Genomic DNA, 24,193 nt, shown 5'->3' on the forward strand with positions numbered 1-24,193 from the left:
ACCAAGCCGGATCATGCTGGCCATATGTATTTAGAAATTTACTAGATTGCTGAGCTATACAATAAGTTAGCCCAAGCAATCTAATGGCTATGCCGTTACTTTTGTAACTTTTTAAAGTAATCGAATATTTCCGGAACATTGCCATCTCCCATGCCCGCCTCGTATGCAGCACTGAGGTTGGCAGAAGAACCTTCAGCAATAGGTGAGCGGGTACCCAGATCATCTACCATCTGTAAAAAGTAGCGTAAGTCTTTGTTAGCGTTGGCAATAGTAAATCCCAAATCGCTGACGTTATCGACCGCGTAGTTTTTGCAAAATTGCATGAATGGAGAACTGGAGGGGCCGGTGGACATAATGTCGAATAATTGCTGGCGATCTACCCCTGCTTTGTCAGCCACAGCAAACGCCTGAGACATGGCGCATACCGTGGTCATTCCCATAAAGTTATTGATCAGTTTGGTGGTATGGCCTGCACCTAACTCGCCAAGATAAAAGATGTTTTCACCTTGCTGTTCAAGTATCGGTTTCACCTTTTCGAAGGTATCGGGCTCGCCGGCAGCCATAATATTCAGCTTTCCTTCTTTCGCATGGGCAGGCGTTCTTCCAAGTGGCGCATCAATCATACCCACACCTTTACTGGCTAAATCAGCACCGATTTTTTTGGTGGAAGCAGGAATAGACGTACCAAAATCAATCAATACTGAACCTTCTTTTACCCCTTCTAAAATACCGTTTTCACCGTAGACTACTTTTTCTACGATCTCAGAGGTGGTCAGGCATAGCATGATAATATCGGCAGCCTGGGCGAGTTCTTTGCCATTACTGGCTTGTTTGGCACCTCGTTCAACGCAGGCAGAAACCGCGTCCTGGTTCAGGTCCATAACCACAACCTGAAAACCTTTGTTCTGAAGATTTTCGACCATGTTGCCGCCCATCAGGCCCAAACCGATAAAACCAATAACTGGATCAGACATCTCTATCTCCTCATTAAAATGTGCTTACTTAAGTGTGGTAAAGCCAATACTCATTCCATCTGGAATGTGACAGCAGCGGTATTGCTGCATGAGTCCCAAAGTTTTCGAAGGGGCTTAGGCCTGCATTTGAAGCTTAAATGTTTTGACCAATCTCTAGACCATACAAAAACATTATACCCGGATGAACGATGTGTCAACCAATTATTAATGAAAGGTAATCTTATTTGGTAACATATGTTGCTGGCAAGTTCAGTAACCGGAAGCTTAGAAAAGAAGCCGGTGAAATATCATTATTTGACAATCACTTAGCCATTAATGAGGGAGCAGCTATTGTGGTGAATATTACCTTTCCCCACTACTGCTCCGTAACATAAAAAATTTACTTTATTACCAATGAAGCAGCTAAAAATAAGAAAAAATACTCTAAGTCTTCGTCTTTTAGTTATTTATAGATGAGAGTATGGTGTGCTTTAATTATATTGGTAAATTCATTCGGTCTGCCAATTATCAGTAGAGGGTAAGAAATTGGACGTCCGCGGCATCTTTAAAAAACCAAGACTTTCTTCAGACACAGTACCCTTCGCTAACATTTGACGATGCACTGGGCCTATTACGATGGGAGGATAGCGTGGTGATGCAATTAATCTTATGAGCGTGAGGGAGGAATTGCTGTGACTGGCGTTTTTAAAGGTAAGATACCCGCAAGCACAAAGTGTCTATTTAGCCAACCCCAACGATTCACATTACCCTGTGAGCCGCAACAGGGGCGTTAAATACCCTTGTTCAAATTTGCGGCTAAATGGCTCTCTGAGCACAATAGGTCAGAGTCAAAGTTTGCACTTTTTTTATACGGTTTATACCACCCGCTTTTTATACAGGACATCGCCTTGCACCGAGTCAAAATGTACCGGGGTTACACATTCATAACCGCCATCTTCAAAAAAGTGCCGATAAGCCGAAACGGTGGCGAATACCCCGACGCCTTCACTGCTGTCATCCTCTGCGATTATGGTATCAATCGCGCCCATGAGGAGGTGTCCTAAGCCCTGATGCTGATAGTCCGGACGGACCCCAATCAACGAAATCATATGAAATGCATTAGCAGGGACCAGGCTACGAATTTTTTCTTCTTTTTCGATAAACTGCCGGGTGGAAACAAAGCCTGCGGTCACCATCATTTTAAGGCGCCAGTGCCAAATTTTACCCGGGGCAAAACCGGCAAGGGGTTTGGTAATACACGCCACCGCCAACAGTCTTGCATCTTCAAACAGACCCAGCAGTATCTGTTCGGTGTCCCAGCAGGCCTGCAGCTCTTGTTTTATTGCCTGGCGCAACCGATTTTCATAACCTTCCCGGTGGGCCTGAAAGATATGCTCAAATAAAGCATCATCATGATAGGCTTTGTACAAAATAGAGGCGGCCACATTTAAATCATCAGCCTGTAGGTAGATAGCCTGAACGGTATCGTGGGACAGCCGTGCCGTAACCGGGGGTGACATAGTATGCTCCTGAAATAAAAAAGGCATGATGTGTACAAAAAACAACCATACCATGCCTGATAATTTCAGCGATGCAAAGCTCTCGTTTTGAAAATAAGAGTTTGACGCGTTACAACGCGGTGTAGGCGCGTTCGCCCCAACCTATCAGCTCGCCGTTTTTAAATACCAGGGGCGTGCACTCATCTTTGGTGGTGATGCCATCTTCAGTAGAGCGCTGTGTGCGGTAGTACAGGATGCGGTAAACCCCATCTTCTTTTTGCTGTAATTCACTAAAGTCGGCCACACCCATACGCCCAACGATGTTTTCAAACCCCATACCTTCCTGTAATTTAGCGATATGTTTACGGTTGTTGTATTCGCGATCCTGCCAGTCATTTGAATAACCATCCTTGTGATCATCCACCGAAATGATACAGCCTGACAGTAACACCGGTGCGCTCAGAGCAAGCAGCAGTGGCAAATATTTCATTATTGTTCCTTATTATTGTATAGACAAATATGTACTGAGTGATGTAACTGCTATCTATCAAGATAGAGGCCATTTTTAACTTATTGAAATACAATGATTTTAATATTACCCATCTGTGAATAAAGCGAATTTATTAAGATTTTCGCTAAAAAATAGCCGGATATTCACATCTTTACTCAACTTCCCGCCATGCTACCTTTAGCGCTTCTTTAAATGATGGTGACCATATATGAGTAATGTTTCTGCTAATGATTTGCTGACCCTCTGTAATAAGCTAAAACAGGAGGGTCAGCAGCCGACCGTCGCGTTGCTGCGCAGCCGGGCGCCGGGCAAGGTGGGTGTGGCGCAGGCTATCAATATTATCCGGCAGTTCAAACACAGGCACCCGGCACCGACGGCAGCAACCAATCAGACTTCGGCGACCACAACCGCTACCTTAGAACAGCGGGTCACAGAGCTGGAGGCGGCGGTGGCGGTACTGGAAAAGCGGCTGGCGGCACTTACGCCGGAAGGCGGGGCTCAAGCTGTTGAATAAAGCTGGTCAAGTCTTCCGCCAGCACCTCATCAGACTTTTTGCCTACCCGCTCTAATAACACGGCACCGCTGGCATTATCCACCGTCAGGATAAAATCATCGTCGCTGGTCAGGCCAAAAAACAAGGTTTCTGGCTGGCGCAGGCGACGTTTCATTAAAATATGACCTATCAGATTTTCCTGCAAACGCTCAAAATCAGTGGCGCTTAATACCTGTAGCAGATCGCACTCGCCCCGATCTGCCGCCGCGGGGAGATTTTCTGAAAAATAGCGGGTGAAATATTCGCAGTACTGCGGGTTAAGCTCAATTTCCAGTGCCTGTTCAAGTTTTGCAAACGATAACGTCTCTGTCTGCTTTACCGGCTGCCATGTCACCCACTCCCCTTCGGCAACCTCGCGCTGATAACACGGCGAGGGCCATGCGCTATCGTACTGCACCTGCAACGGGGTTTGCTGCTGTTCGGCCAGGTTCAGCAACTTAGAAATATAGTTATCAAGTGCGGTATTAATAGATTGCGCCATAGCTCATCTTCCATATTGTTCAAAGGGCGGTTGAATCGCAAAGTTGTGTGATTCAGGGTATTATTTGGATCTGCACCTAGTTTACGTTTGAAGTGGTAGTAATGACAAATACAGCCTCACCCAAATTGCCTGAAAACTTGTCGCTTGGCCAGGCCGTGGAATACGAAGCCTTTTACAAGCCGGAGCTATTGCAAGGGGTGCCCCGGGCGCTGAGTCGCCAGCAACAACATATTGATGAGCAAAACCTGCCCTTTTCAGGTATCGATACCTGGACCGGTTATGAACTGTCATGGCTCAACGCTAAGGGTAAGCCGCAGGTGGGTATTCTGGAGTGCCACGTACCGGTAAGCTCGGCGAATCTGATTGAGTCCAAGTCGTTCAAGCTGTATCTCAATAGCTTTAACCAAACCCGATTTGAGTCGCGCCAGCAGGTAGAAACGACCTTAGCGCAGGATTTAACCGCCTGTGCCGGCGAGTCGGTGCAGGTTCAGGTATTTTTGCCTGGCCAGTTTGACCGTTTTGCCACCCGTGAACTGCAAGGCACGGTCATCGACGACTTAGATATTGAAATTTCCAGTTACTCCCCGAACCCGTTGCTGCTTACCACTACCTCCAATGCGGTATCTGAAACCCTGGTGAGCCACCTGCTCAAATCTAATTGTCTGATCACCAGCCAACCTGACTGGGCCAGTATTCAGATCCGCTATCAGGGTCAGGCTATTGAGCATGAAAGCCTGCTTCGCTATCTGATTGGCTTTCGCCAGCATAATGAGTTTCATGAACAGTGTGTTGAACGTATTTATTGCGATTTACTGGCGCTCCCCGGGATGCAGAAACTGACGGTACTGGCACGCTACACCCGCCGTGGCGGGCTGGATATCAATCCGTTCCGTTCCAACTTTGAGGCCCCCTACCCCAATTATCGCAACGCCCGACAATAGTCGGGCAAAACCAGCCAACCTGTGCCACAATTAATCATAGATACTAAACTCATTGGGAATCAAAGCATTAATGAATTCTAGTCAGCTTCAGTCGTTGCAGCAACACAATGAAATGCTTGCTCAATTCGTTATCCGGCTGTCACGATTCTTCGAAGGCTATTCGGCTGATATTGATAACGAATTGCAAATTTTGCGAGGCCATTTGGCCGGTACGCCTAACTTCTCCCTCGCCACCGTCAGTATTGGCAAACTGGACAAGTTATTTCAAAGTGATATTAAAAATGTACGGCGCTATACCGCCAGCAGCGTGAGCATGGTGGAACACAGCATCCGTAACCTGCAGCAGCGCTATCAGAACGATAACGCGTTTAAAGCCCAGTGCGCTTCGGTGTTAAACCTGGCCAGTCAGCCAACCGAGACCCTACCGGCATTGTTACGGGTGTGTTTGAGTGGCTTTTCATTACTTAAGCAATTACCCGTGCAACCGGCTACGGCCTCCCAGCCTGCTTTATCGCCTTTGTCGAATGACGTTGCCCAATCTCTGCAACACGAGTTGCAGCAATTACTGGAAAGCTACAGTCAGCTGCAACCGGACAATCTGCAGCTGGACAAATTGCGGGACCGGTTAATGGCCGGGCTGGATGACAATGATCTCCTGCAGGCCTGTCTTGGTATTTTACGCCTGATTGTTAAAGACTCCATGGGCGAAGCCGCCATGTCCGGGGAGGTTATCCAAAGCCTGCACGACGCACTGGGAAGCCTGAATCAGGATGTCGGAAAGAGCATCAAACATACTCAGCAAGCCTTTTCACTTCGTCAGCAGCACGATGCCACGTTCAAGCAGCAACTGCATCAGATTGAAGATGTAGTGGCAACCGATACTTCAATAGAAATGCTGAAAAGCCAAACCCAGCATTATCTTGACCAAATGGCCTCTACGCTTGCTCTGCGTGAGCAGAAAGAGCAAACCGAGCAACGTACGGTCATGACGTTGTTAAGCAGCATGCAGCGCCAGGTGAGCGCCCTGGAAGCACAGGCTGAGGATTACCGGAAAAAGCTCAGCCAGCAACACAGTGCGATGTACACCGATGCCCTCACCGGCTTACCTAACCGGCTGGCCTACAATGAAAAAATCAACATTGTGCGACCGCGGGCGTGCCCTGACAAACACCCATTGTGCATGGCGATTCTGGACATTGACCACTTTAAAACGATTAACGATCGGTTTGGGCATGCCGCCGGCGACAAAACCCTGCAGATTGTGGCTCAGCAATTACAAAAGGCACTCGATGATAACGGCTTTGTGGCGCGTTGGGGGGCGAAGAGTTTGTGTTCCTGTTTGAAAATACCCCGGTTACGGGCCTGCACCACAAACTTGAGAAATTGCGAACCAGATTGATGGATCTGCCGTTTAAGTTTCGCCAGGAACGTATGGCTATCACCGCCTCATTGGGCGGGGCCATGTTTAGCGCCAAAGAAACTGCCGAGCAGGTCTTTGAGCGTGTCGACAAAAAGCTTTATGAAGCCAAACGCGCCGGTCGCAATTGTGTGGTTATAGATGAGAATGGATGCGTATGAAAAAAGTGCAGTTAAACCCTGTTGGCTGGATGAGCCAGCTATCACAGGTGGAAGTCACCCAACTTCAGGATACCACTCACAGCGTGCTGTACGATGTTTTTCGAAACTGTTGTCTGGCGGTGCTTAACAGCGGTGTGGATGAAGACAACTACGAATTGCTGTTTGCCCCGTATCAGGATTTTGATGTGAAACTGGTGCGCCGCGAACGCGGGGTGAAAATTGAACTGATCAACCCCCTGAAGTCGCATTTGTCGACGAAAAGCTGATGCGTGGGGTGCACGAGCACCTGTTCGCCGTACTGCGCGACATGTTATTTATGGGCAACAAACATGCCTTTGTGCATGCGCCGTCCACCGTAGACAGCCTGAGTACCACCGACATTGTGTTTGATATGTTACGGCACGCCCAAGCCCTGCAAGGCAATGACGAGCTCAATACCATTGTGTGCTGGGGTGGCCATTCCATTAAACAACACGAATACCAGTACACCAAAGAGGTAGGGTATCAACTGGGTCTGCGCGAGATGAACATTTGTACTGGCTGCGGCCCGGGTGCGATGAAAGGGCCAATGAAAGGCGCGGCCATCGGGCATGCGAAACAGCGCTGCAATCATGGTCGTTATATAGGTATTTCAGAGCCCAGTATTATTGCTGCCGAGCCACCTAATGCGATTGTAAATGAACTGATCATTATGCCCGATATCGAAAAGCGGCTAGAGGCGTTTGTGCGCTTTGCCCATGGTATTGTGATTTTCCCCGGGGGCGTGGGCACCGCCGAAGAATTGTTGTATTTACTGGGTATTCTGATGAACGAGCGCAATGCGCAGCAGCCCATACCGGTCATCCTGACCGGGCCCAAAGGCAGTGAAGCCTACTTTGAGGCCATTGATGAATTCATCGGTGCGACCCTTGGCGAACAGGCGCAAAGCAAATATCAGATTATTGTGGATGATGCTCAGGAAGTAGCACGCACCCTGGCTGCCAACAAAACCAAAACCAAACAGTACCGGCGTGCGGTGGGCGATTCGTTTAGTTTTAACTGGTCATTAAAAATCGATGAACCGTTTCAGGTGCCGTTTGTGCCAACCCACGAATCGATGGCCGCCTTACAACTCCATCAGGAGCAGGATAGGGCCAGCCTTGCAGTGGTGCTACGACAAGCCTTTTCCGGCATCGTTGCCGGCAATGTAAAGGCCGAAGGCGTTCGCCAGATAAGAGAAAAAGGCCCGTTTAAATTACAGGGTGACATTCGCCTTATGGAGCGCATAGACACCCTGCTGGAGTCGTTTGTGGCCCAGCAGCGGATGAAGTTGCCTGGCTCAGAATACGTGCCCTGCTATACTATTTCCAAAGGTGACTGACGCATTCATTTACGATTTTATCATTCCTTCTTTACACGCTTTTAAGCTAAAATGACGGGGTCTTCTTACTAACAAGTGATTAAGGATGAATAAAAAGGTAACCCGGCTGATTTTTTTTGGCGCGGCGGCTTATGCCCTGTTCGCATTTCTGGTGATCTCATTTTATCCAGACAAGCCAGAAAACATGGATTGGCAGGACCGGGAAGAATACAACAAAGTGCAAATTACCAAGTTGCGGCTGGGCGCCACCCGTGAAGAAGTGTTAGCGCGGCTGGGCTCACCCGATATCACCGAAGCCAAAATGGACCGCTCAACCTCTATCCAGGTTATGTTTTATCGTACCCAACATGTTCGGGCGGACGGCTTAACCACCCAGGATGAGTGTACCCCTTTGCTGTTTGAAAATGATCAGTTGATTGCGTGGGGAGAAGGCGCTTATCAAAGCTATCTTAAAAGTTAGGACACGGCTTGGTTGAATCTGCCTACAACACGCTACTTCAGCAAAGTCAGCGGGCCAGCGCTGCCCTCATCCGTCAGGGCAGCCTGTTAAATGTGGCCAGGACCGGGCTGTCGATGGGCAAACAGATCGTAGAATTTGCCCGCCATCACCCCCAAGCGGCGCTAGTGGCGGTGAACGCCATCCGGCAGGAATCTTCACTAACCCACCCGCTGCCTTTGAAAACCGCCTTGATGACCGCAATTCTGGGGTTACGCACCCAGCTCAATGATCATTATTTACAACATCTGACCGGGGCCACCTTCACCTTATTCACTGCCGCCACCTATCATCGTGACACCCGAACCATACACTTTGATACCACCGTATTGCAGGGGCTGAAAAAACACCTTACCGGGCCGCAACTGGGTCTGTGGCGCACCCTGTTTGCGGTCAGCAAAGTGGTTGGGCAGCCAAACTTTTATCGCTATCTGCAAAACCCGGCGATAAATTATCCTCAGTGGTGGATGATTTGCTGCGCGCATCTCAGCGTACATTTTTCGTTTAGTTTTTTTGAGGCTCTGAGACCGGTAGCACTGGCCAGCCCTTCTGCGTATGAGCCGATTATCCGTAGCTGGCTGACCTTTCCCGGCGATTACTGGCCAGGGGGACAGGCAGCGGATGATAATGGCAAACACACCATAGTATTTAAAACTCAGAGTCATTATGCGCTGAGCTGCGGCGCTCAGACCGAAGCCTTAAACTGGCAGGCATCAGTGCCCCGGCCCCCAATTCATTATATAAGGTTTGCCCAGTGGTGTAGCCTTCACGATGCCGCCAAAGATGATCAGCAACAAATCAACGCCTTCAAATTCGAGGGACGCCGGTACCCGGTCAGTCACCCCCCTGCCGCCATTCTTAATATTGTGAGCATGCTTCGAAACAATGATGTGAATATCAACAAATTGAGTGACCAGGTGCAACTTGAACCGGCGTTTGCCGAGGCTTTGAAACAATCTGCGGCCATGGACAATCGTCTGAAACTGCCGGTAAAAGAAGTGAAACAGGCCATTTTAACCTATGGCACTGAACGGGTGGGCGACATGCTGGTGCTCGAAGCGCTTATGCAACGCCTTAATCAGCATTACTTTCCGCTGGGCCGTTGCTGCCAGAATCTGTTGGTGGTCAGCGCCAACCTGGCCTCGCTGATTGCCGCGCAAGTGAATAGCCGGTTGTCCTCGCAGGGGGCAGCGCTGGTGAGCAGCTTTGCCCTGGCACCGATTTTTTCGTTACCGGCATTAAAGGTACTGCCGCGACTACCCCACCATGAGTATGCGCTGCATAACATCAATACCCTGTTACGCTTAAAATCCACGGACTCGATGGTAGACTATGCAGCCCGTTTGGCGGCTAACTGGCATCAACCGGCTTTGCATCAGGCGATTATCCGTCAGTTTGGTAAAGAGCCTGACCAGGCAAGCCCGGGCGTGCTTAAGGAGTTTGCCATTATTTCTTTGAGCTTATTGTTAAGCCGTAAGTGGCTATTGGTCCCTGGCGAAATGGATCCCGACTCCATCAGGGCTTTACGTCAATGCTTGCAATTACTCGGGCTGAAACCGGCTGTGGTCAGCGAGTTGCAAAACAGTGTCAGCGCCTTATTAACATCGCCATTACCCTATCGGTTATAACGACAATTTCACCGGCGCCAGCAGCAATTGCATTCTGTACTAGGCGTAATGCCTGTGTTGTTATAAAATATGCGCGATTTTGGTCAGTGATGCGCTACGCTTTGTCTAACAAACAACCGGATTAAGTGTAACCCTGTTCATCACGCTATAGCCTGTAGTGCTACTCCAAGAAACCTAACTCAACAGAAACGAAAATTACCAGAGGATCCCTCCACATGACTCAGCAACATATTACGGTCATTCGCGGCGACGGTATCGGTCCAGATATCATTGATGCCACCACTAAAATTCTGGATAAAGTTGGCTGCAACTTTGCTTACGACTATGCTGATGCGGGTCTGGTAGCACTGGAAAACCACGGCGAACTTTTGCCTCAATCTACCCTGGATCTGATTGAGAAAAATAAAGTTACCCTGAAAGGCCCACTGACTACACCCGTTGGCGAAGGCTTTACTTCTATTAATGTAAGCTTGCGTAAGCAGTTCAAACTTTACGCTAACATTCGTCCGGTGTTGTCTTTAAAAGGCACCAAAGCCCGTTACGAAGACATTGATATCATTACTGTGCGTGAAAACACCCAAGGCATGTATTCTGGTCTGGGTCAGGTGGTATCAGAAGATGGTACTGAAGCCGAAGCAATGAGTAAAATTACTCGCGAAGGCGCTGAGCAAATCGTCACATTTGCCTATGAGCTGGCACGTCGTGAAGGCCGTAAAAAAGTGACTGCGGTCCACAAAGCGAATATTCTTAAATCAACTTCGGGTTTGTTCCTGAAAGTAGCCCGTGAAGTGGGCGAGCGCTATCCTGACATCGAAAGCACTGAGATGATTGTGGATAACACTTGTATGCAATTGGTTATGAACCCGCATCAATTTGACGTGATTGTTACCACTAACTTATTTGGCGACATCATTTCTGATTTGTGTGCCGGTCTGGTAGGCGGCCTAGGCATGGCGCCAGGCGCCAACATCGGCCACGATTGCGCGATTTTTGAGGCCGTTCACGGCTCAGCCCCGGATATTGCCGGCAAAAATCTGGCAAACCCAACCTCGGTTATTCTGGCCTCAATCCAGATGCTGGAATATCTGAACATGGGCGACAAGGCTGAAAAGATTCGTTCAGCGCTAAAAGAGGTTATCGAGTCTGGTGATCGCACGACCCGTGACCTGGGCGGTCAGCATGGCACCACTGAGTTTACCGAAGCGCTGTTAGAGCGCCTGTAAACACGGTCTTAAAGACTATGTGATCAAGAGCACCCAAGGGTGCTCTTTTTTTGTCTGTGCTGTGGTTTTTTAATTCGCACAGTAGCCTGCTGCCTGTTCTTTATCTGACCTTAAGCTCAGCTGATAACCGCACTACGCCAATTGTATGCTTAGGTGGCTATCCGGCAAACATTACTTAGATAAGGAATCAATCCTATGAAAACATTAAAGCAAACCTGGTTAACCCTGGTACTGACATTAGGTATGGCGATGTCTTTTACTCCTGCATTTGCGCAGCAAGACGACATCAGCCAGACCCTGGCGCAGCCCGCGCCTTTTGATCTCAATCATGCCTCGGTGGAGCAACTCACCCAGCTACCGGGCATCGGGCCGCGCAAAGCACAAGCGATTGTGGACTACCGAAATGAAATGGGCCGCTTTTTAGAGGTGGAACAGCTTACCGAAGTAAAAGGCATTGGCCAAAAGATGCTGGACAAAGTAAAAAGCCGGCTTTTTGTAGAAGAATAATTAGCCGCGCCTACCACGCAAACAGGCTCCCGAAGGAGCCTGTTGTATACCTCACAAAATATGCTTGTGACGGTATCAATTACAGATCAAGCGACGCCAGATACTGTTTAAAGTCGTTGGCTAAGTCGGGGTGACGCAGGGCGTATTCGACATTGGCTTTCATATAGCCCAGCTTACTACCACAATCATGGCTTACACCTTTCATGCAGTAGGCATCTACCTGCTCAATACGCATCAATGAATCAATCGCATCGGTCAGCTGTACTTCGCCGCCCGCACCAGGTGGGGTATGCTCCAGTAAGTCCCAGATCTTTTCAGAAAGTACATAACGACCCACCACGGCTAAATCAGAAGGCGCTTCTTCCAGCGATGGCTTTTCGACCATGTTATGAATTTTAGCGGAGTCGCCTGCTTCCACTTCTTCACCGTCCAAATCGGCAATACCAAATTTGGTGACATCCTGCTGTGCAACCTGCTCCACCATAACCTGGCTTACCCGGCTGGTATTGAATTTAGCCACCATATCCGCCAGATTGTCTTTTTCTGGATCGCTGGAAGCATCATCAATCAATACATCAGGCAGCACCACGGCAAAGGGTGAGTCGCCCACTAACGGATGTGCGCAAAGAATTGCGTGGCCCAGGCCGGCAGCATGGCCCTGACGCACATGCATGATGGTGACATCTTTTGGACAGATTGACTGAACTTCTTCTAACAACTGACGCTTAACCCGCTTTTCCAGCGTTGCCTCTAGTTCGAAAGAGGTATCGAAGTGGTTTTCAATACTGTTTTTACTGGCATGAGTAACCAGAATAATTTCTTTAATCCCGGCCGCCACACATTCATTAACCACATACTGAATCATCGGTTTGTCGACCACAGGCAGCATTTCCTTTGGAATTGCTTTAGTGGCTGGAAGCATGCGTGTGCCGAGTCCTGCTACAGGAATAACGGCTTTTTTTACCTGACTCATAATTATTGATTTCCTTTAACTGATAATCCACGCCCGATGGCATAATACTGAAGGCCATAATCTGCCATTCTTTTTGGCTCGAACAGGTTACGTCCGTCGAAAATTAACGGATTGCTCAACTTTGATTTAATAAGTTCAAAATCCGGTGCTCTGAACACCTGCCATTCGGTACAAATAACCAGGAAATCGGCCTGATTTAACGCTGACTCCTTTGTACCCATCAAACGCAGGTCGTCGCGATCCCCATAAATACGCTGAGTTTCTTCCATGGCTTCAGGGTCGTAGGCCTGTACGGTAGCACCCGCGTCCCACAGTTTTTCCATTAATACCCGGCTTGAAGCCTCCCGCATGTCATCGGTATTAGGCTTAAAGGATAAGCCCCATAATGCTACGGTCTTGCCTTTCACATCATTATTGAAGTGACGCATGATGTATTCGAACAGCTTTTCTTTCTGCTGATAATTAACTGCTTCAACAGATTCCAGCACCCGAGCGGTATAGCCTACTTTATTAGCGCTACGAACCAGTGCCTGAACATCTTTAGGGAAGCATGAACCACCATAGCCACAGCCAGGATAGATGAACTGATACCCAATACGGGGATCCGAGCCAATGCCATGGCGAACATGTTCAATATCAGCGCCAAACAATTCTGCCAGATTCGCAATCTCGTTCATAAAGCTGATCTTTGTCGCCAACATGCAGTTAGCGGCATATTTTGTTAATTCCGCACTGCGGATGTCCATGGTAATGACTTTATCGTGATTACGATTAAACGGGGAGTACAACTCGCGAAGCTTGTCTTCAGCGGTGTCACTTTCAACGCCCAGGATAATACGATCAGGCCGCATGCAATCGCTCACTGCAGCGCCTTCTTTGAGAAATTCGGGGTTTGACACAACATCAAAGGTTACCGACTTACTGGCACTGTTCAGTGTTTCCGTCACCCGGGCTTTCACTTTATCCGCGGTGCCCACCGGGACCGTAGATTTATTGATGATGATTTTATGGCTTTGCATATACTCTGCCACGGTCTGGGCGACGGTAAGCACATATTTCAGATCAGCGGAGCCATCTTCATCAGGCGGCGTTCCCACCGCAATGAAAATCAAATCGCCATGTTCTACGCCGGCCTTTGCATCGGTAGTAAAGCTTAGACGCCCTGCTTCAAAGTTACTTGTTACCAGTGGTGTCAGACCGGGTTCATAAATTGGGATATTGCCTTTTTTAAGGTTATCCACTTTGGCCTGATCAACATCAATACACACGACATCGTGGCCCACTTCTGCCAGTACAGCGGCTTGCACCAACCCTACATATCCAATACCAAAAACTGTAACTTTCACAACGTTTCCTTCAACACGATTGTTTTGTAAATTTCACCGGGTAAACGGCATCCTTGTACTGTTTCTTTTTTACGACATCCACACGATAGCATCATCAATTCAACTTGCCGGTACGGCCAAGCAAACCATCTTTAATTCCCCGGCGAACATAGTGGCCGCGAAGTTTGCCTTCAGGGAAGTACCAGCGGTTGACCAGCCAGCGTAGTGGCAAAGCCATAAGATGGCGACACTTCCAATACATGGGAACATGACGCCTGCGGGAAAGGATAAGCACATTGCGCACCTGGTAATAAAGTCTTACTGGCGCCCCACGCTTAAAGTTCAATCCCAGTACACGGTGCCTGCCATCGCCCTGGCGATGGCGCATTTCCACGGTGCTAGCTTTTAAAACCTGGAAGCCTAAGCTTCGCGCTCGCCAACACCATTCATGATCCACGCCATCAATAAAAAGACTCGCATCTTTTTTACCAACTTTATGATATGCAGTGACATTTATTATCATCCCTGAGGCAATAATTTGTTTGGCGTGCTCCAGCCTGTCGCAAACTGGTTGCGACTTGTGCAGTTTGGGCTGAACGGGTTTATCTATAAACTCACAGACTATTTGCGGACCTAAGCATGCCATCCGCGGGCAGCGTCGTAATGCATAAGTATAAGTTTCATACAAATTTTGCAAAAAGGCCGGCGTCAGCTGACTGTCCTGATCCAGGATCAGCACCGCTTCGGCCCCCTGTGCAATCAGGATATCAATCCCAATATTCTGTGCTTCAGCAATCCCAACATTGTCAGCACAATGGACATAATGAGAAAACGCATCGCGTAAACCGGCTAATGCCACCGGCGAATTATCAATCAAGGCCACGGGCCAGCCCATCGTGTTCAAAGCTGACAGCATTGACGATAAATGGACTGTATCCGGATGATAGGAAATTATGACGGCGCCGACTTTCAATGTCTTATTAGTTTCTCTAGTAGAACACGATCGAGTTTATAGGCTAACTTTATCACCTGCGCCGGCATAAGTCGTAGCATTAATACCGAACAGGCATAGGCCACATTAAATACCGTAAAACGATGCAGACGTCGCATAGCCTGGAAGCGTGCTTTAAATTCATTTACTGATTTTGCCAAACCGCGGCGTTTGTAGAAATCATTTACACGGCGAAATTCTAACAGCCGTTCTCGCAAATTTCTAAATTCATACCCGGCGGCGGCCAGCTCGATCCACAAAAAATAGTCCTGCGTATTCATCAGCTGGCTATCATAGCGGTGCCCCTGACAAAATACTTCACGGCGCATCATCACTGTGGGGTGATTAAGCGTGCAGCGACGGGGCAGCATCCTTACAATGACATTATTAGAAGCTGGCATAACCCGCGAGCCTACCTTTTGCCCTGCTTCATTAATTTCGGTCAGAGCAGTGCCTAATATCGCGACTTTTTTATGCAATTGCATAAAGTTGTACTGCTTGAGCAGGCGCTCCGGATGACAAATATCATCGGCATCCATACGCACAAAAAACTGATAATTGTCATAGCCCAGCATCCACTCTATCGCCTGATTCATACACGCAGCTAAGCCTTCATTGTGCCCATTCTGAGCCACAATAATGCGTTCGTCCTGCTCGGCAAACTTGAGTAACATTGAGGTTTTTGAGGCCGCCACCGGCCCGTTTATAACGATCAGTAAGGCAAAGTCGGAAAAAGATTGGGTTAAGACACTGTCAATCGCCTGAGCCAGCCAGCCTTCGGGATCGTTGTCATAGGTAGTGAGTGCCACTAATACCGGCTGCAGCGCCGCTTGACGCGGGGCAACAATAAACTGCGGAGTGGGAATGGGCTTGACCGACACAGGATTCCAGAGATTCTATAAAAGCCGCAATAGTACCTGAGACACCGGCACTATGACAAAGAAGAATCAGGCAACACGTTGTTTGAACTTGCGAATCAGGCGCCAGATATTTTGAATAATATAGCTGTAGACCGTAAGTAACGCGATAAAGCCCCAGAACATAGCCCAATCAGGTACCGCAAACACTTCACCCAATACGCCCACCGTACAATACAGACTGCCTAACGCCAGAATGGCCACCAACGCCTGATTGGAGCTTAGACCCGCACGCATAAAAATATTATGCAGGTGTTTACGATCGGGTCGTAATACCGACTGACCTTTTCGGGCACGACGGTACATAATGGCGGCCATATCCATTAACGGCAAACCAATAAGCCATACCGCGGTGATTGGACGAAATGCTGCCTCAGCCCCCTGAGCATGGTCCACCAGCAGCCAGACAATGGTCAGACCGACAAACATACTTCCGGCATCACCCATAAATATTTTATTGCCTTTAAAGCCCTTCCAACTAAGGTTGAAGGCCAAAAACGGTACAATAGCTGCGGCAATAATCAAGGGTTCCATAATGGCACCGCCATGACCTGTGGCCACCAAAAGGCCGACCACAAACATTAAAACCACCAGGCTCATGCCGCCGGCCAGACCATCAATGCCATCAATCATGTTAAACGCATTAATGACCCCGACTACGCATACTATCGTAAAAAAGTATCCGGCTACGCCCAGATCAATGTGGCCGTTGCCGAAGATGTTTCCCAGAGAAGTAATGTAATTTTGTGCACTCCAGGCCATAATGGCGGCCACGCCAAACTGGCAGATCAGGCGGCCCTTGGCGCTAAGTTCAAAGCGATCATCCAGCATTCCCAGCAACACCACAAACGCTGAGGCGGTAAAAAATAAAGGATTGTTTTTCATCCAGACATCGGTGATCACACTGGCCACCAGTACCGCCATAAAAATAGCCACACCCCCGTCAGGGGTACCAGACCATGGTGCCGTTTACGCAGGCTAGGCTGATCGACCAATCCAAACTGATGCGCAAGCGGGGTCATTACCACTAACAAAACGAGGGCAACAAAAAACGCAGTAAAGAGAGGAACCAATTGAAGATAATCGAACATTCTATGAAAAATCCATTGTCAGCAGGTGCCCGAAACTGTCACTAATTAAAGCGGAAAACATTATTCATCCTTTAACAACGATAGTGTTGTTTTTCTTCAGAGCTCGTTATTGTAAGCGCACAGATCTGGATAAGAGCAGGCTCTGGTTAAAATATAATAATAAACATTGTATGGACTGACCAGCCCCAACCCCGAATATTTTGTGATCCATATGGTAAATAGTTAACTAAATGGTCAACTGCTCACAAAGTATGCAGCAAAGGCTGCTACACCGAGGTGAATTTACAATATTCTGTGGTATGCTAGCCGCCAATTTTTCCAAAGGACGATTAGCAAAGTTCATGTCAGTAAAAAGCGACATTCTACCACCTGTTTGTTTTGCACTGGTGTGCCTGCTCACTGGCTGCGCTTCGGCCCCAGGGCCGGTAGTGGCAGACATACCGTTAGTACATACTAACTACGCAGCAGCCATGCAGGGCGATGCAATAATTGCGCCGGGTGTTAAGGTTGAACATGGCGCTGAAATTGAATTAGACGATCAGCGCTGGCGGGTCGGCCCCGGGTATCATTCTGCCGCAGAGCAGTTTTGCCATGAGATTACGCAGACCAGATTGACGGCATCTGCTCAGCACACCGGGACTCGCTCATTGCTATGCAAGAGCAACGGCCAGTGGCGTCGCTACTCCACCGTTCTTCAGCCACAATCATCATCAGCAACAGGGCTTTAATCATGAGTTTGGTTCGACTTAAAACCATTACCGGGCTTGTTGCCATCGTCTCAAGCCTGTTAGCCAGTCTGCCCCTTCACGCGCAGTCATTAAGTGACTTACAACAGTTACGTCAACAGGCTCAGCAGGGACAAAATGGCCAGAATAACCAGGCTCAGAATTCCGGTAACGCCGCAGCGTCGCAGTCAGGTGCCGGAGCAGCTCCGGTCAGGCCCTTCGAGATGAACTCTTCCCGGACCATCCAGAGCATGAATGCTGGTCAGCCTTCTACCGGTCAGTACTACAATAGTAGCCGTGGCGGGCAGACCTTACCCGGTGAGCCCACTGTAGAAACGGTCTACCCTCAGCAAGTTCCTATGGAAAACCCGCCGTATGCGGCTAATTTATTTATCGGCGGCTTCGAGTCGGAGCGGGCCGATGGGCTCAATGACAACTATCTGGTTGCCCAGGGCGATAAAATTTCTATCTGGATGTGGGGCGCGGTGAATTTTGCTGACGTGGTTACCGTCGACAATCAGGGCAATATCTTTATTCCTAATATTGGCCCGGTGCAGGTGGCCAACACTCCGGCAAGCGCGGTAAACAGTAAAGTTACCTCTAAAATTAAACAAATCTACACCAATGATGTCAATGTCTATGTGAACCTGCTGACGTCTACGCCAGTGTCCGTGTTTATAACGGGTCCGGTGTTACGGCCAGGGCAGTATGCCGGACAGGCATCAGACAGCATTCTGTATTTTTTAAAGCGTGCTGGCGGGATCGATTTTCAACGCGGCAGTTTTCGTAAAATCGACATTCAGCGAAATGGTGAAATCATCGCCACCGCCGATTTGTATGAGTTCTTACGCGAAGGAAAGCTACCTGAAATATCATTCAAAGATGGTGATGTTTTGGTCGTCCGCCCCATCGGTTCGACAGTGGTGGTGCAAACCGGCGCCAGAAACAGCTTTACCTTTGAATTTAAACAGGATGAGCTGCAGGGTGAAACCCTCACCCGCTATGCGACCCCGCGGGATTTTATCAACCACGTCTCGGTAGCCGGTGTTCGTAATGGTCAACAATTTTCCCGTTACGTTAAACTTCAGAACTTTGACAACTTTATGCTGCAGGCCGGTGACACCGTAGAGTTTGTGGATGATCATGAACAACTGGTCTACCGCATTAATATTCAGGGTAGCCATACCGGGCCTTCGCAGGTGATGGTGGATAAGGGCACCCGGTTAAAAGATGTGCTTAATTACATCAAGGTAAACCCCAAACTGTCTGATACCGATAATATTTATCTGTTGCGGGAGAGTGTGGCACAGCAGCAAAAAGAAATTATTGACCGTTCGTTGCAGCAACTGGAAAGAAGCGTTTATACCGCGCCCATCAGTTCCAGTGGCGAAGGGGCGATTCGGGTTCAGGAAGCACAGCTGGTTTCAGATTTTATCACCCGCGCCCGTGAGGTTGAGCCGTTAGGTAAAGTGGTTGTATCTGAAAATGATCAGGTGGCCAATGTGTTGCTGGAGCCAAACGACACCATCGTGGTGCCGGCCATTACCGATCTGGTGCAGGTAGGCGGCGAAGTGATGCTGCCTCAGGCGGTGGTGTTTAACCCTGAAGCCACTGCGGCAGACTACATCGCCTGGGCGGGAGGATTTACCCAGCGGGCTGACGATGAGCGTATTCTGGTGATTCGCAAAAATGGCATCGTTGAGTTTGATCAGATTGAAGGCAGCCGAATTGCAGGCAAAGAAGGCAACGTGAATCTTAAGCCGGGTGATCAGGTCATTGTACTGCCGGCCACCGATGCCAAGTCACTGCAGGCGGTGAAAGATATTACTCAAATTATCTATCAAATTGCTGTGGCCGCGAATGTTGCTCTAGACTAACCATGCTTTCACTAAAAGAACAGCTGGCAGCCTGGCGAAGAGTCATCTTCGCCTTGTTCCTACGCGAACTCCAAAGCAAGTTTAATGACAAGCTCGGCCTGGGCTGGGCTTTCTTTGAGCCTTTTTTATTTATTTTTGCGCTGTCGTTTGCCCGTAGCTTTATTTCAGGCTCTGAAGTGCATTCTATGCCGATTCTTATCTTTATGATGGTGGGCATGGTGGCGATACAGTCATTTATGGCCAGCCTTGGGCCTGTCGCAGGCTCAATTAAAAAGAATAAGCCTCTTTACGCTTTCAGGCAGGTGCAGCCGATTGCCGCTTTAGTCACCTCAGGGTTTCTTGAGTGTGCGATAAAGCTAGGGGCCATTGTGTTGCTGTCGCTGACGATTTATCTGCTGCAAATCGAGGTACAGTTTGAAAACCCGTTGCTTTTAATCAGCCTTTATTTCTTAATGTGGACCTTTTTGGGCTCGTTGGGCTTACTGTTTGGTATTCTTACCTCGTATGTTCCCGAAATAAACAAGATAAAAAATCTATTCACCAGACCGATGTTTTTTATCTCCTGTGTTTTTTTCAGTTTACAGGATGTCCCGGAAAAATACTGGCCTTATCTGAACTGGAATCCTATGGTCCATTTTATTGAATTGGCCAGGTATTCGCTGTACCCCTCCTATGGCCATAAAGGTGTGAGTATCGAATATGCCGCCGGAGTTACTATCGTTTTTTTGTTTTTTTCTCTGGCGCTGTACCACCTGACCTGGAAACGGGTGCTTTCTAAATGATTGAAATTCGTAATTTAACTAAAAGCTACCCCAGTAAACTGGGGCCGCAGTATATTTTTAAAAATTTAAACTTTACGTTTCCTACCGAACGTAATGTGGCCATTTTAGGAAAAAATGGGGCCGGTAAATCCACCTTGTTTCGATTGCTGGCAAAAAGTGAGTATCCGGACCGGGGGCAGATACTGACCAACCGGGCGATGTCGTGGCCGGTGGCGCTGCAAACCGGTATCCATCCGCAAATGACCGGGCGGGAAAACACCCGGTTTATTGGTCGGATTAATAATGTTCGCTCGCTGGAAAAATACGAACAACATGTTCAGGAATTTGCCGAACTGGACAAAAAATTTGATCTGCCGGTCAAAAATTATTCGTCAGGTATGCGGGCTAAACTGGTATTTGCCTGTTGTATGAATATTGACTTTGATATCTATTTGATTGACGAGGCGACCTCTGTGGGCGATCCGCTGTTTCGGAAAAAGGCGAAAAAAACCCTTAAAGAAAAGAGCCAGACCAGCGGTGTGATAATGGTCAGTCACGAGCTCGACCAGATTCGAGAGTACTGTAGCTCTGTGGTGCTTATTGAAGATGGCAAACTCAGATACTTTGAAGATCTGGAAGAAGGCATCTCGGTTTATACCAATCAGCCGAAAAAAGAAAAAGGTAAATAACGCTGTGCTAAAAAAGACCCAAAAAAAATTGAAGCTGTTGACCCAACATGTGGGGCGTGCATTTCTTGGTGCCTGGTTTATCTACGCCTTGTATCTGGTTCTTGTGGCCTCTGCCCAGTATGAAAGCCAAAGCCAGCTGATCATAAAAAAATCGGATGGTGGTAGTGCCTTTGATGCTTCGTCGCTGCTTATGTCATCGGTCACCGATGCCCCGTTGTCTACCGATAGCGTGCTGGTAGAGGCATTTATCAAGTCTCAGGATATGTACCGATTTCTGGTAAAAGAGTATGGTATGAATGAGCACTTTCAAACCACCGAAGCAGACATCTTCAGCCGGCTGTCATCCAGCGCCACTCGGGAAGATAAGTACCAATATTATCTGGACCATATTGATGTCACGGTTGATTCCAGCTCGGCGGTCATCACCTTAAAGACCAAGGCTTTTAGCTCCGACTATGCCAATAAGCTGAATACCGCCATCATCAATCATGCGGAAAACTTCATTAATGATATTAATAACCAGCTGGCAAAATCAAAACTGAAGTTTGCCAAAAGTGAACACGATATTGTAGAGCAAAAGCTGCAAACGGCTAAACAGGAGCTGCTGGCCTTCCAGTCAAAATACAATGTGCTGGATCCTACCGCCGAAGGCGCCGCGTCCCAGCAAATCGCGTTTTCGCTGGAAGCCACGCTGGCGCAAAAAGAAGCTGAGCTACAAACCATGTCCGGGATGATGTCAGATATCGCCCCGGAAATGCGTAATATCAAACGCCAGATAAAGGCGCTGCGGCAATCAGTAGAAAAGCAAAAAAGCCAACTAAACAATGCTGAGTTGGGGGATAATAATGATGTGACGATGACCCAATTGATGGCTCAGTTCAGCGATATGCAAATTCAGCTGCAACTGGCCATTCAGGCGTATTCTTCATCACTGATGACGCTGGAAAACACCCGGGTCGAAACGTATGAAAAATTACAGCATCTGGTGACCGTGGAAAGGCCCACCCAGCCTGAGGGCAATAAATACCCGCAAATCATCTATAACCTGACCTTGTTTGGCGTTATTTTGTTTCTGGTTTATGGTGTGGGCCGGATTATCGTGGCAACCATCAAAGAGCTTTGAGACTGAGTCGCCGTTGGAGCCGGGACTCATCCCGGCTGGCGGGGCTTGCGTTTTATCGCTAAGGCGAGCTTGTTGTCTTTACACACCGTTAATAACGCCCGCCACTACCTCCTGAATCAATGCTCAACCGCACCCGCATCCTGCTAAAAAGGCTTAAGCCGGCCCCTTTTTTTTATCTGCAGGTCAGTGGTCGCGCACCTCGCAGCGGTTGATAGCATAGACCTTTTAACCTTCTCTTTACTTGTGTATTCTAACCGCCTCTAGTATAACGACGATACCTTCGGGTACAAACAGTCACGTAAACAGACGCAGTACTGTCTACTTCTATACCGAACTTACAAATAAAATAATACGGAATTTGATTGTGACAATAAAAACATCTGACGACACGAGCTTTATCGGCCATCCAGGGGGGCTGATGACGCTGTTTTTCACAGAAATGTGGGAACGTATGAGCTATTACGGCATGCGTGCCCTGTTAGTTCTGTTTATGACCGCATCTTTGCAAGAGGAAGGCCTGGCCTTTACCGTGGCTTCTGCCACCGCCATTTATGGCTTATACACCGGTGCGGTGTATTTTATGGGGCTGCCCGGTGGCTGGATTGCTGACCGGCTTATTGGCAGTCAGCAAGCGGTCTGGTATGGCGGCATCATTATCATGTGTGGCCATATTGTGCTGGCTATCCCCAGCCACAGTACCTTTTTTATTGGCTTGATTCTGGTAGTACTTGGTACTGGCCTGCTTAAGCCAAACATCAGTGCCATGGTTGGCGGCCTGTACGCCGACAACGATGCCCGACGTGACAGTGGCTATACCATCTATTATATGGGTATCAATATCGGCTCACTGATTGGCTACGGCGTGTGTGGCTGGCTGGCACCAAATATGGGTTATCACTGGGCCTTCGGGGCCGCGGCAGTAGGTATGGCAATTGGCTTGTTGCAGTATAAAGCGACCCGCTCCAAACTTCAGGATGTTGGCTTTGAACCTGCTGCAGCACCTTCGCCTTCCATCAAGAAGACCGGCTGGACAGGCATCATTGTGTTTTTACTGACACTGATTGGCGTTACTGCCGCGACTACCATGGGAATTCTGGTAATTGACCCGGTGGCACTGGCTAAATATGTGGCTATTGCCTTCACCGTTATCTTCTTTATTTATTTTGGTGGGATCTTCTTTTTCGGTAACTTAAGTGAAGCTGAGAAAAAACGGATGGGCGCCCTGTTCCTGATTTGTGTGGCCTCTGCCTGTTTCTGGGCCGGCTTTGAACAAGCTGGATCCTCTCTTAACCTGTTCGGACGTGATTACACTGACCGCATGATTGGCGCCTTCTCCATTCCGCCGGCCTGGTTCCAGTCAGCCAACTCCATCTTTATTATTCTGTTATCGCCGTTCTTTGCCGCCCTGTGGGTAAACTTAGGCAAGCGGATGATGGATCCCTCCTACGGCGCCAAATGTGCCATTGGTCTTATCATTATGGCGACCGGCTTTATCGTGATGTTTTTTGCAGCTCAGCTGGCGGCCAGCGGTTTAAAAGTAGCGCCTTATTGGTTGATTACCACCTACTTCCTGCACACCGTCGGTGAGTTGTGTCTGAGCCCGGTCGCTCTGAGCGCGGTCAGCAAGCTGTCGCCCCGTCGCTTTGCCGGGCAGATGATGGGTGTGTTTGTACTGACCTATTCAATTGGTAATGTTATTGCAGGGCTACTGGCCGGTAATTTCAACCCCGATCGGTTAGACACCATGCCCAACCTGTACATGCAAATTAGCCTGTTCAGTATCGCCATTGGTATCGTGGTCTTGCTGCTGTCGCTGAAAACCCGCTATTGGGAAGCGCTGGCGGACAACAAGTCCAAAGAGGGCAGTCACCCGGTAACAGAGCCTACCTGAACCGATAATCGCTAATCGCCCGTCTTTCAACCGCGGGTACAATCTTTTACAATATAAAGCCGTCACACCGTTGTGACGGCTTTTTTCTTACAGGTTCAGG

General features: G+C 48.5%; 20 protein-coding genes and 3 pseudogenes. 14 read left to right on the forward strand and 9 right to left on the reverse strand.

Annotation, left to right across the window (positions count from 1 at the left end):
- Positions 1-95: 95 nt before the first annotated feature.
- From IT774_RS12830 to IT774_RS12840, 3 genes are all read right to left on the reverse strand, one after another.
- On the reverse strand, positions 96-974 hold the full coding sequence (locus tag IT774_RS12830; protein ID WP_195810110.1) for an NAD(P)-dependent oxidoreductase: 879 nt from the start codon (positions 972-974) through the stop codon (positions 96-98).
- 854 nt (positions 975-1,828) lie between these two features.
- Positions 1,829-2,473, reverse strand: a complete 645-nt coding sequence (locus IT774_RS12835) for a GNAT family N-acetyltransferase (RefSeq protein WP_195810111.1) — start codon at positions 2,471-2,473, stop codon at positions 1,829-1,831.
- A gap of 109 nt (positions 2,474-2,582) precedes the next feature.
- Entirely contained in the window at positions 2,583-2,942 is a 360-nt protein-coding gene (locus tag IT774_RS12840; protein ID WP_195810112.1) for a DUF3192 domain-containing protein, read from the reverse strand.
- 229 nt (positions 2,943-3,171) lie between these two features.
- Here IT774_RS12840 and IT774_RS12845 point away from each other — a divergent pair, with 229 nt between their 5' ends.
- A complete protein-coding gene (locus tag IT774_RS12845; RefSeq protein WP_195810113.1) occupies positions 3,172-3,477 on the forward strand; it encodes a hypothetical protein in 306 nt (101 codons plus the stop codon).
- Here the strand turns inward: IT774_RS12845 and syd are convergent.
- Positions 3,443-3,997 (reverse strand): SecY-interacting protein, encoded by a 555-nt coding sequence (gene syd, locus IT774_RS12850; protein WP_195810114.1) that lies wholly within the window; start codon positions 3,995-3,997, stop codon positions 3,443-3,445. The genes IT774_RS12845 and syd overlap by 35 nt on opposite strands.
- 101 nt (positions 3,998-4,098) lie before the next feature.
- Between syd and queF the strand changes: the two genes are divergently transcribed.
- The 7 genes and pseudogenes from queF (at position 4,099) to IT774_RS12890 (ending at position 11,730) form a co-directional block, all read left to right on the forward strand.
- Positions 4,099-4,938 carry an NADPH-dependent 7-cyano-7-deazaguanine reductase QueF gene (queF, locus tag IT774_RS12855; RefSeq protein WP_195810115.1) on the forward strand — a complete coding sequence of 280 codons (840 nt, stop codon included), beginning with the start codon at positions 4,099-4,101 and terminating at the stop codon, positions 4,936-4,938.
- 112 nt (positions 4,939-5,050) lie between these two features.
- Positions 5,051-6,516: pseudogene (locus IT774_RS17920) on the forward strand (GGDEF domain-containing protein).
- A pseudogene (gene ppnN / locus IT774_RS12870) lies at positions 6,513-7,876 on the forward strand (nucleotide 5'-monophosphate nucleosidase PpnN). The pseudogenes IT774_RS17920 and ppnN overlap by 4 nt, the downstream one beginning before the upstream one ends.
- Before the next feature lie 85 nt (positions 7,877-7,961).
- Positions 7,962-8,336 carry a DUF3192 domain-containing protein gene (locus tag IT774_RS12875; protein WP_195810118.1) on the forward strand — a complete coding sequence of 125 codons (375 nt, stop codon included), beginning with the start codon at positions 7,962-7,964 and terminating at the stop codon, positions 8,334-8,336.
- 8 nt (positions 8,337-8,344) lie between these two features.
- Positions 8,345-10,000, forward strand: coding sequence for a hypothetical protein (locus tag IT774_RS12880; RefSeq protein ID WP_195810119.1), 1,656 nt, complete (start codon positions 8,345-8,347; stop codon positions 9,998-10,000).
- A 215-nt stretch (positions 10,001-10,215) separates the two neighbouring features.
- A complete protein-coding gene (locus IT774_RS12885; RefSeq protein ID WP_195810120.1) occupies positions 10,216-11,223 on the forward strand; it encodes an isocitrate dehydrogenase in 1,008 nt (335 codons plus the stop codon).
- 195 nt (positions 11,224-11,418) lie between these two features.
- Positions 11,419-11,730, forward strand: a complete 312-nt coding sequence (locus tag IT774_RS12890; RefSeq protein WP_195810121.1) for a ComEA family DNA-binding protein — start codon at positions 11,419-11,421, stop codon at positions 11,728-11,730.
- A 79-nt stretch (positions 11,731-11,809) separates the two neighbouring features.
- On the opposite strand, the gene galU is transcribed toward IT774_RS12890, so the two are convergent.
- The 5 genes and pseudogenes from galU to wecA all read right to left on the reverse strand — a co-directional run bounded on the left by galU (position 11,810) and on the right by wecA (position 17,027).
- Complete coding sequence (gene galU / locus IT774_RS12895; protein ID WP_195810122.1) at positions 11,810-12,703, reverse strand: UTP--glucose-1-phosphate uridylyltransferase GalU; 894 nt, start codon at positions 12,701-12,703, stop codon at positions 11,810-11,812.
- A 2-nt stretch (positions 12,704-12,705) separates the two neighbouring features.
- Positions 12,706-14,049, reverse strand: coding sequence for a UDP-glucose dehydrogenase family protein (locus tag IT774_RS12900; RefSeq protein WP_195810123.1), 1,344 nt, complete (start codon positions 14,047-14,049; stop codon positions 12,706-12,708).
- Between the two features lie 94 nt (positions 14,050-14,143).
- Positions 14,144-15,001, reverse strand: a complete 858-nt coding sequence (locus IT774_RS12905) for a glycosyltransferase family 2 protein (protein WP_195810124.1) — start codon at positions 14,999-15,001, stop codon at positions 14,144-14,146.
- On the reverse strand, positions 14,998-15,900 hold the full coding sequence (locus tag IT774_RS12910) for a glycosyltransferase (RefSeq protein ID WP_232364987.1): 903 nt from the start codon (positions 15,898-15,900) through the stop codon (positions 14,998-15,000). Before IT774_RS12910 ends, IT774_RS12905 begins: the two co-directional genes overlap by 4 nt.
- A 66-nt stretch (positions 15,901-15,966) precedes the next feature.
- Positions 15,967-17,027: pseudogene (wecA, locus tag IT774_RS12915) on the reverse strand (UDP-N-acetylglucosamine--undecaprenyl-phosphate N-acetylglucosaminephosphotransferase).
- 428 nt (positions 17,028-17,455) lie between these two features.
- Here wecA and IT774_RS12920 point away from each other — a divergent pair.
- The 6 genes from IT774_RS12920 (at position 17,456) to IT774_RS12945 (ending at position 24,093) form a co-directional block, all read left to right on the forward strand.
- Positions 17,456-17,755, forward strand: coding sequence for a hypothetical protein (locus tag IT774_RS12920; protein WP_195810125.1), 300 nt, complete (start codon positions 17,456-17,458; stop codon positions 17,753-17,755).
- A 2-nt stretch (positions 17,756-17,757) separates the two neighbouring features.
- A complete protein-coding gene (locus IT774_RS12925) occupies positions 17,758-19,629 on the forward strand; it encodes a polysaccharide biosynthesis/export family protein (protein ID WP_195810126.1) in 1,872 nt (623 codons plus the stop codon).
- 2 nt (positions 19,630-19,631) lie between these two features.
- Positions 19,632-20,411 carry an ABC transporter permease gene (locus IT774_RS12930; RefSeq protein ID WP_195810127.1) on the forward strand — a complete coding sequence of 260 codons (780 nt, stop codon included), beginning with the start codon at positions 19,632-19,634 and terminating at the stop codon, positions 20,409-20,411.
- Positions 20,408-21,079, forward strand: coding sequence for an ABC transporter ATP-binding protein (locus tag IT774_RS12935; RefSeq protein WP_195810128.1), 672 nt, complete (start codon positions 20,408-20,410; stop codon positions 21,077-21,079). Before IT774_RS12930 ends, IT774_RS12935 begins: the two co-directional genes overlap by 4 nt.
- A 4-nt stretch (positions 21,080-21,083) precedes the next feature.
- Positions 21,084-22,202 (forward strand): capsule biosynthesis protein, encoded by a 1,119-nt coding sequence (locus IT774_RS12940; RefSeq protein WP_195810129.1) that lies wholly within the window; start codon positions 21,084-21,086, stop codon positions 22,200-22,202.
- A gap of 418 nt (positions 22,203-22,620) precedes the next feature.
- Positions 22,621-24,093 carry a peptide MFS transporter gene (locus IT774_RS12945; RefSeq protein ID WP_232365209.1) on the forward strand — a complete coding sequence of 491 codons (1,473 nt, stop codon included), beginning with the start codon at positions 22,621-22,623 and terminating at the stop codon, positions 24,091-24,093.
- Positions 24,094-24,193: the final 100 nt, after the last annotated feature.

It is taken from the genome of Salinimonas marina, from assembly GCF_015644725.1.
Lineage (GTDB): Bacteria > Pseudomonadota > Gammaproteobacteria > Enterobacterales > Alteromonadaceae > Alteromonas.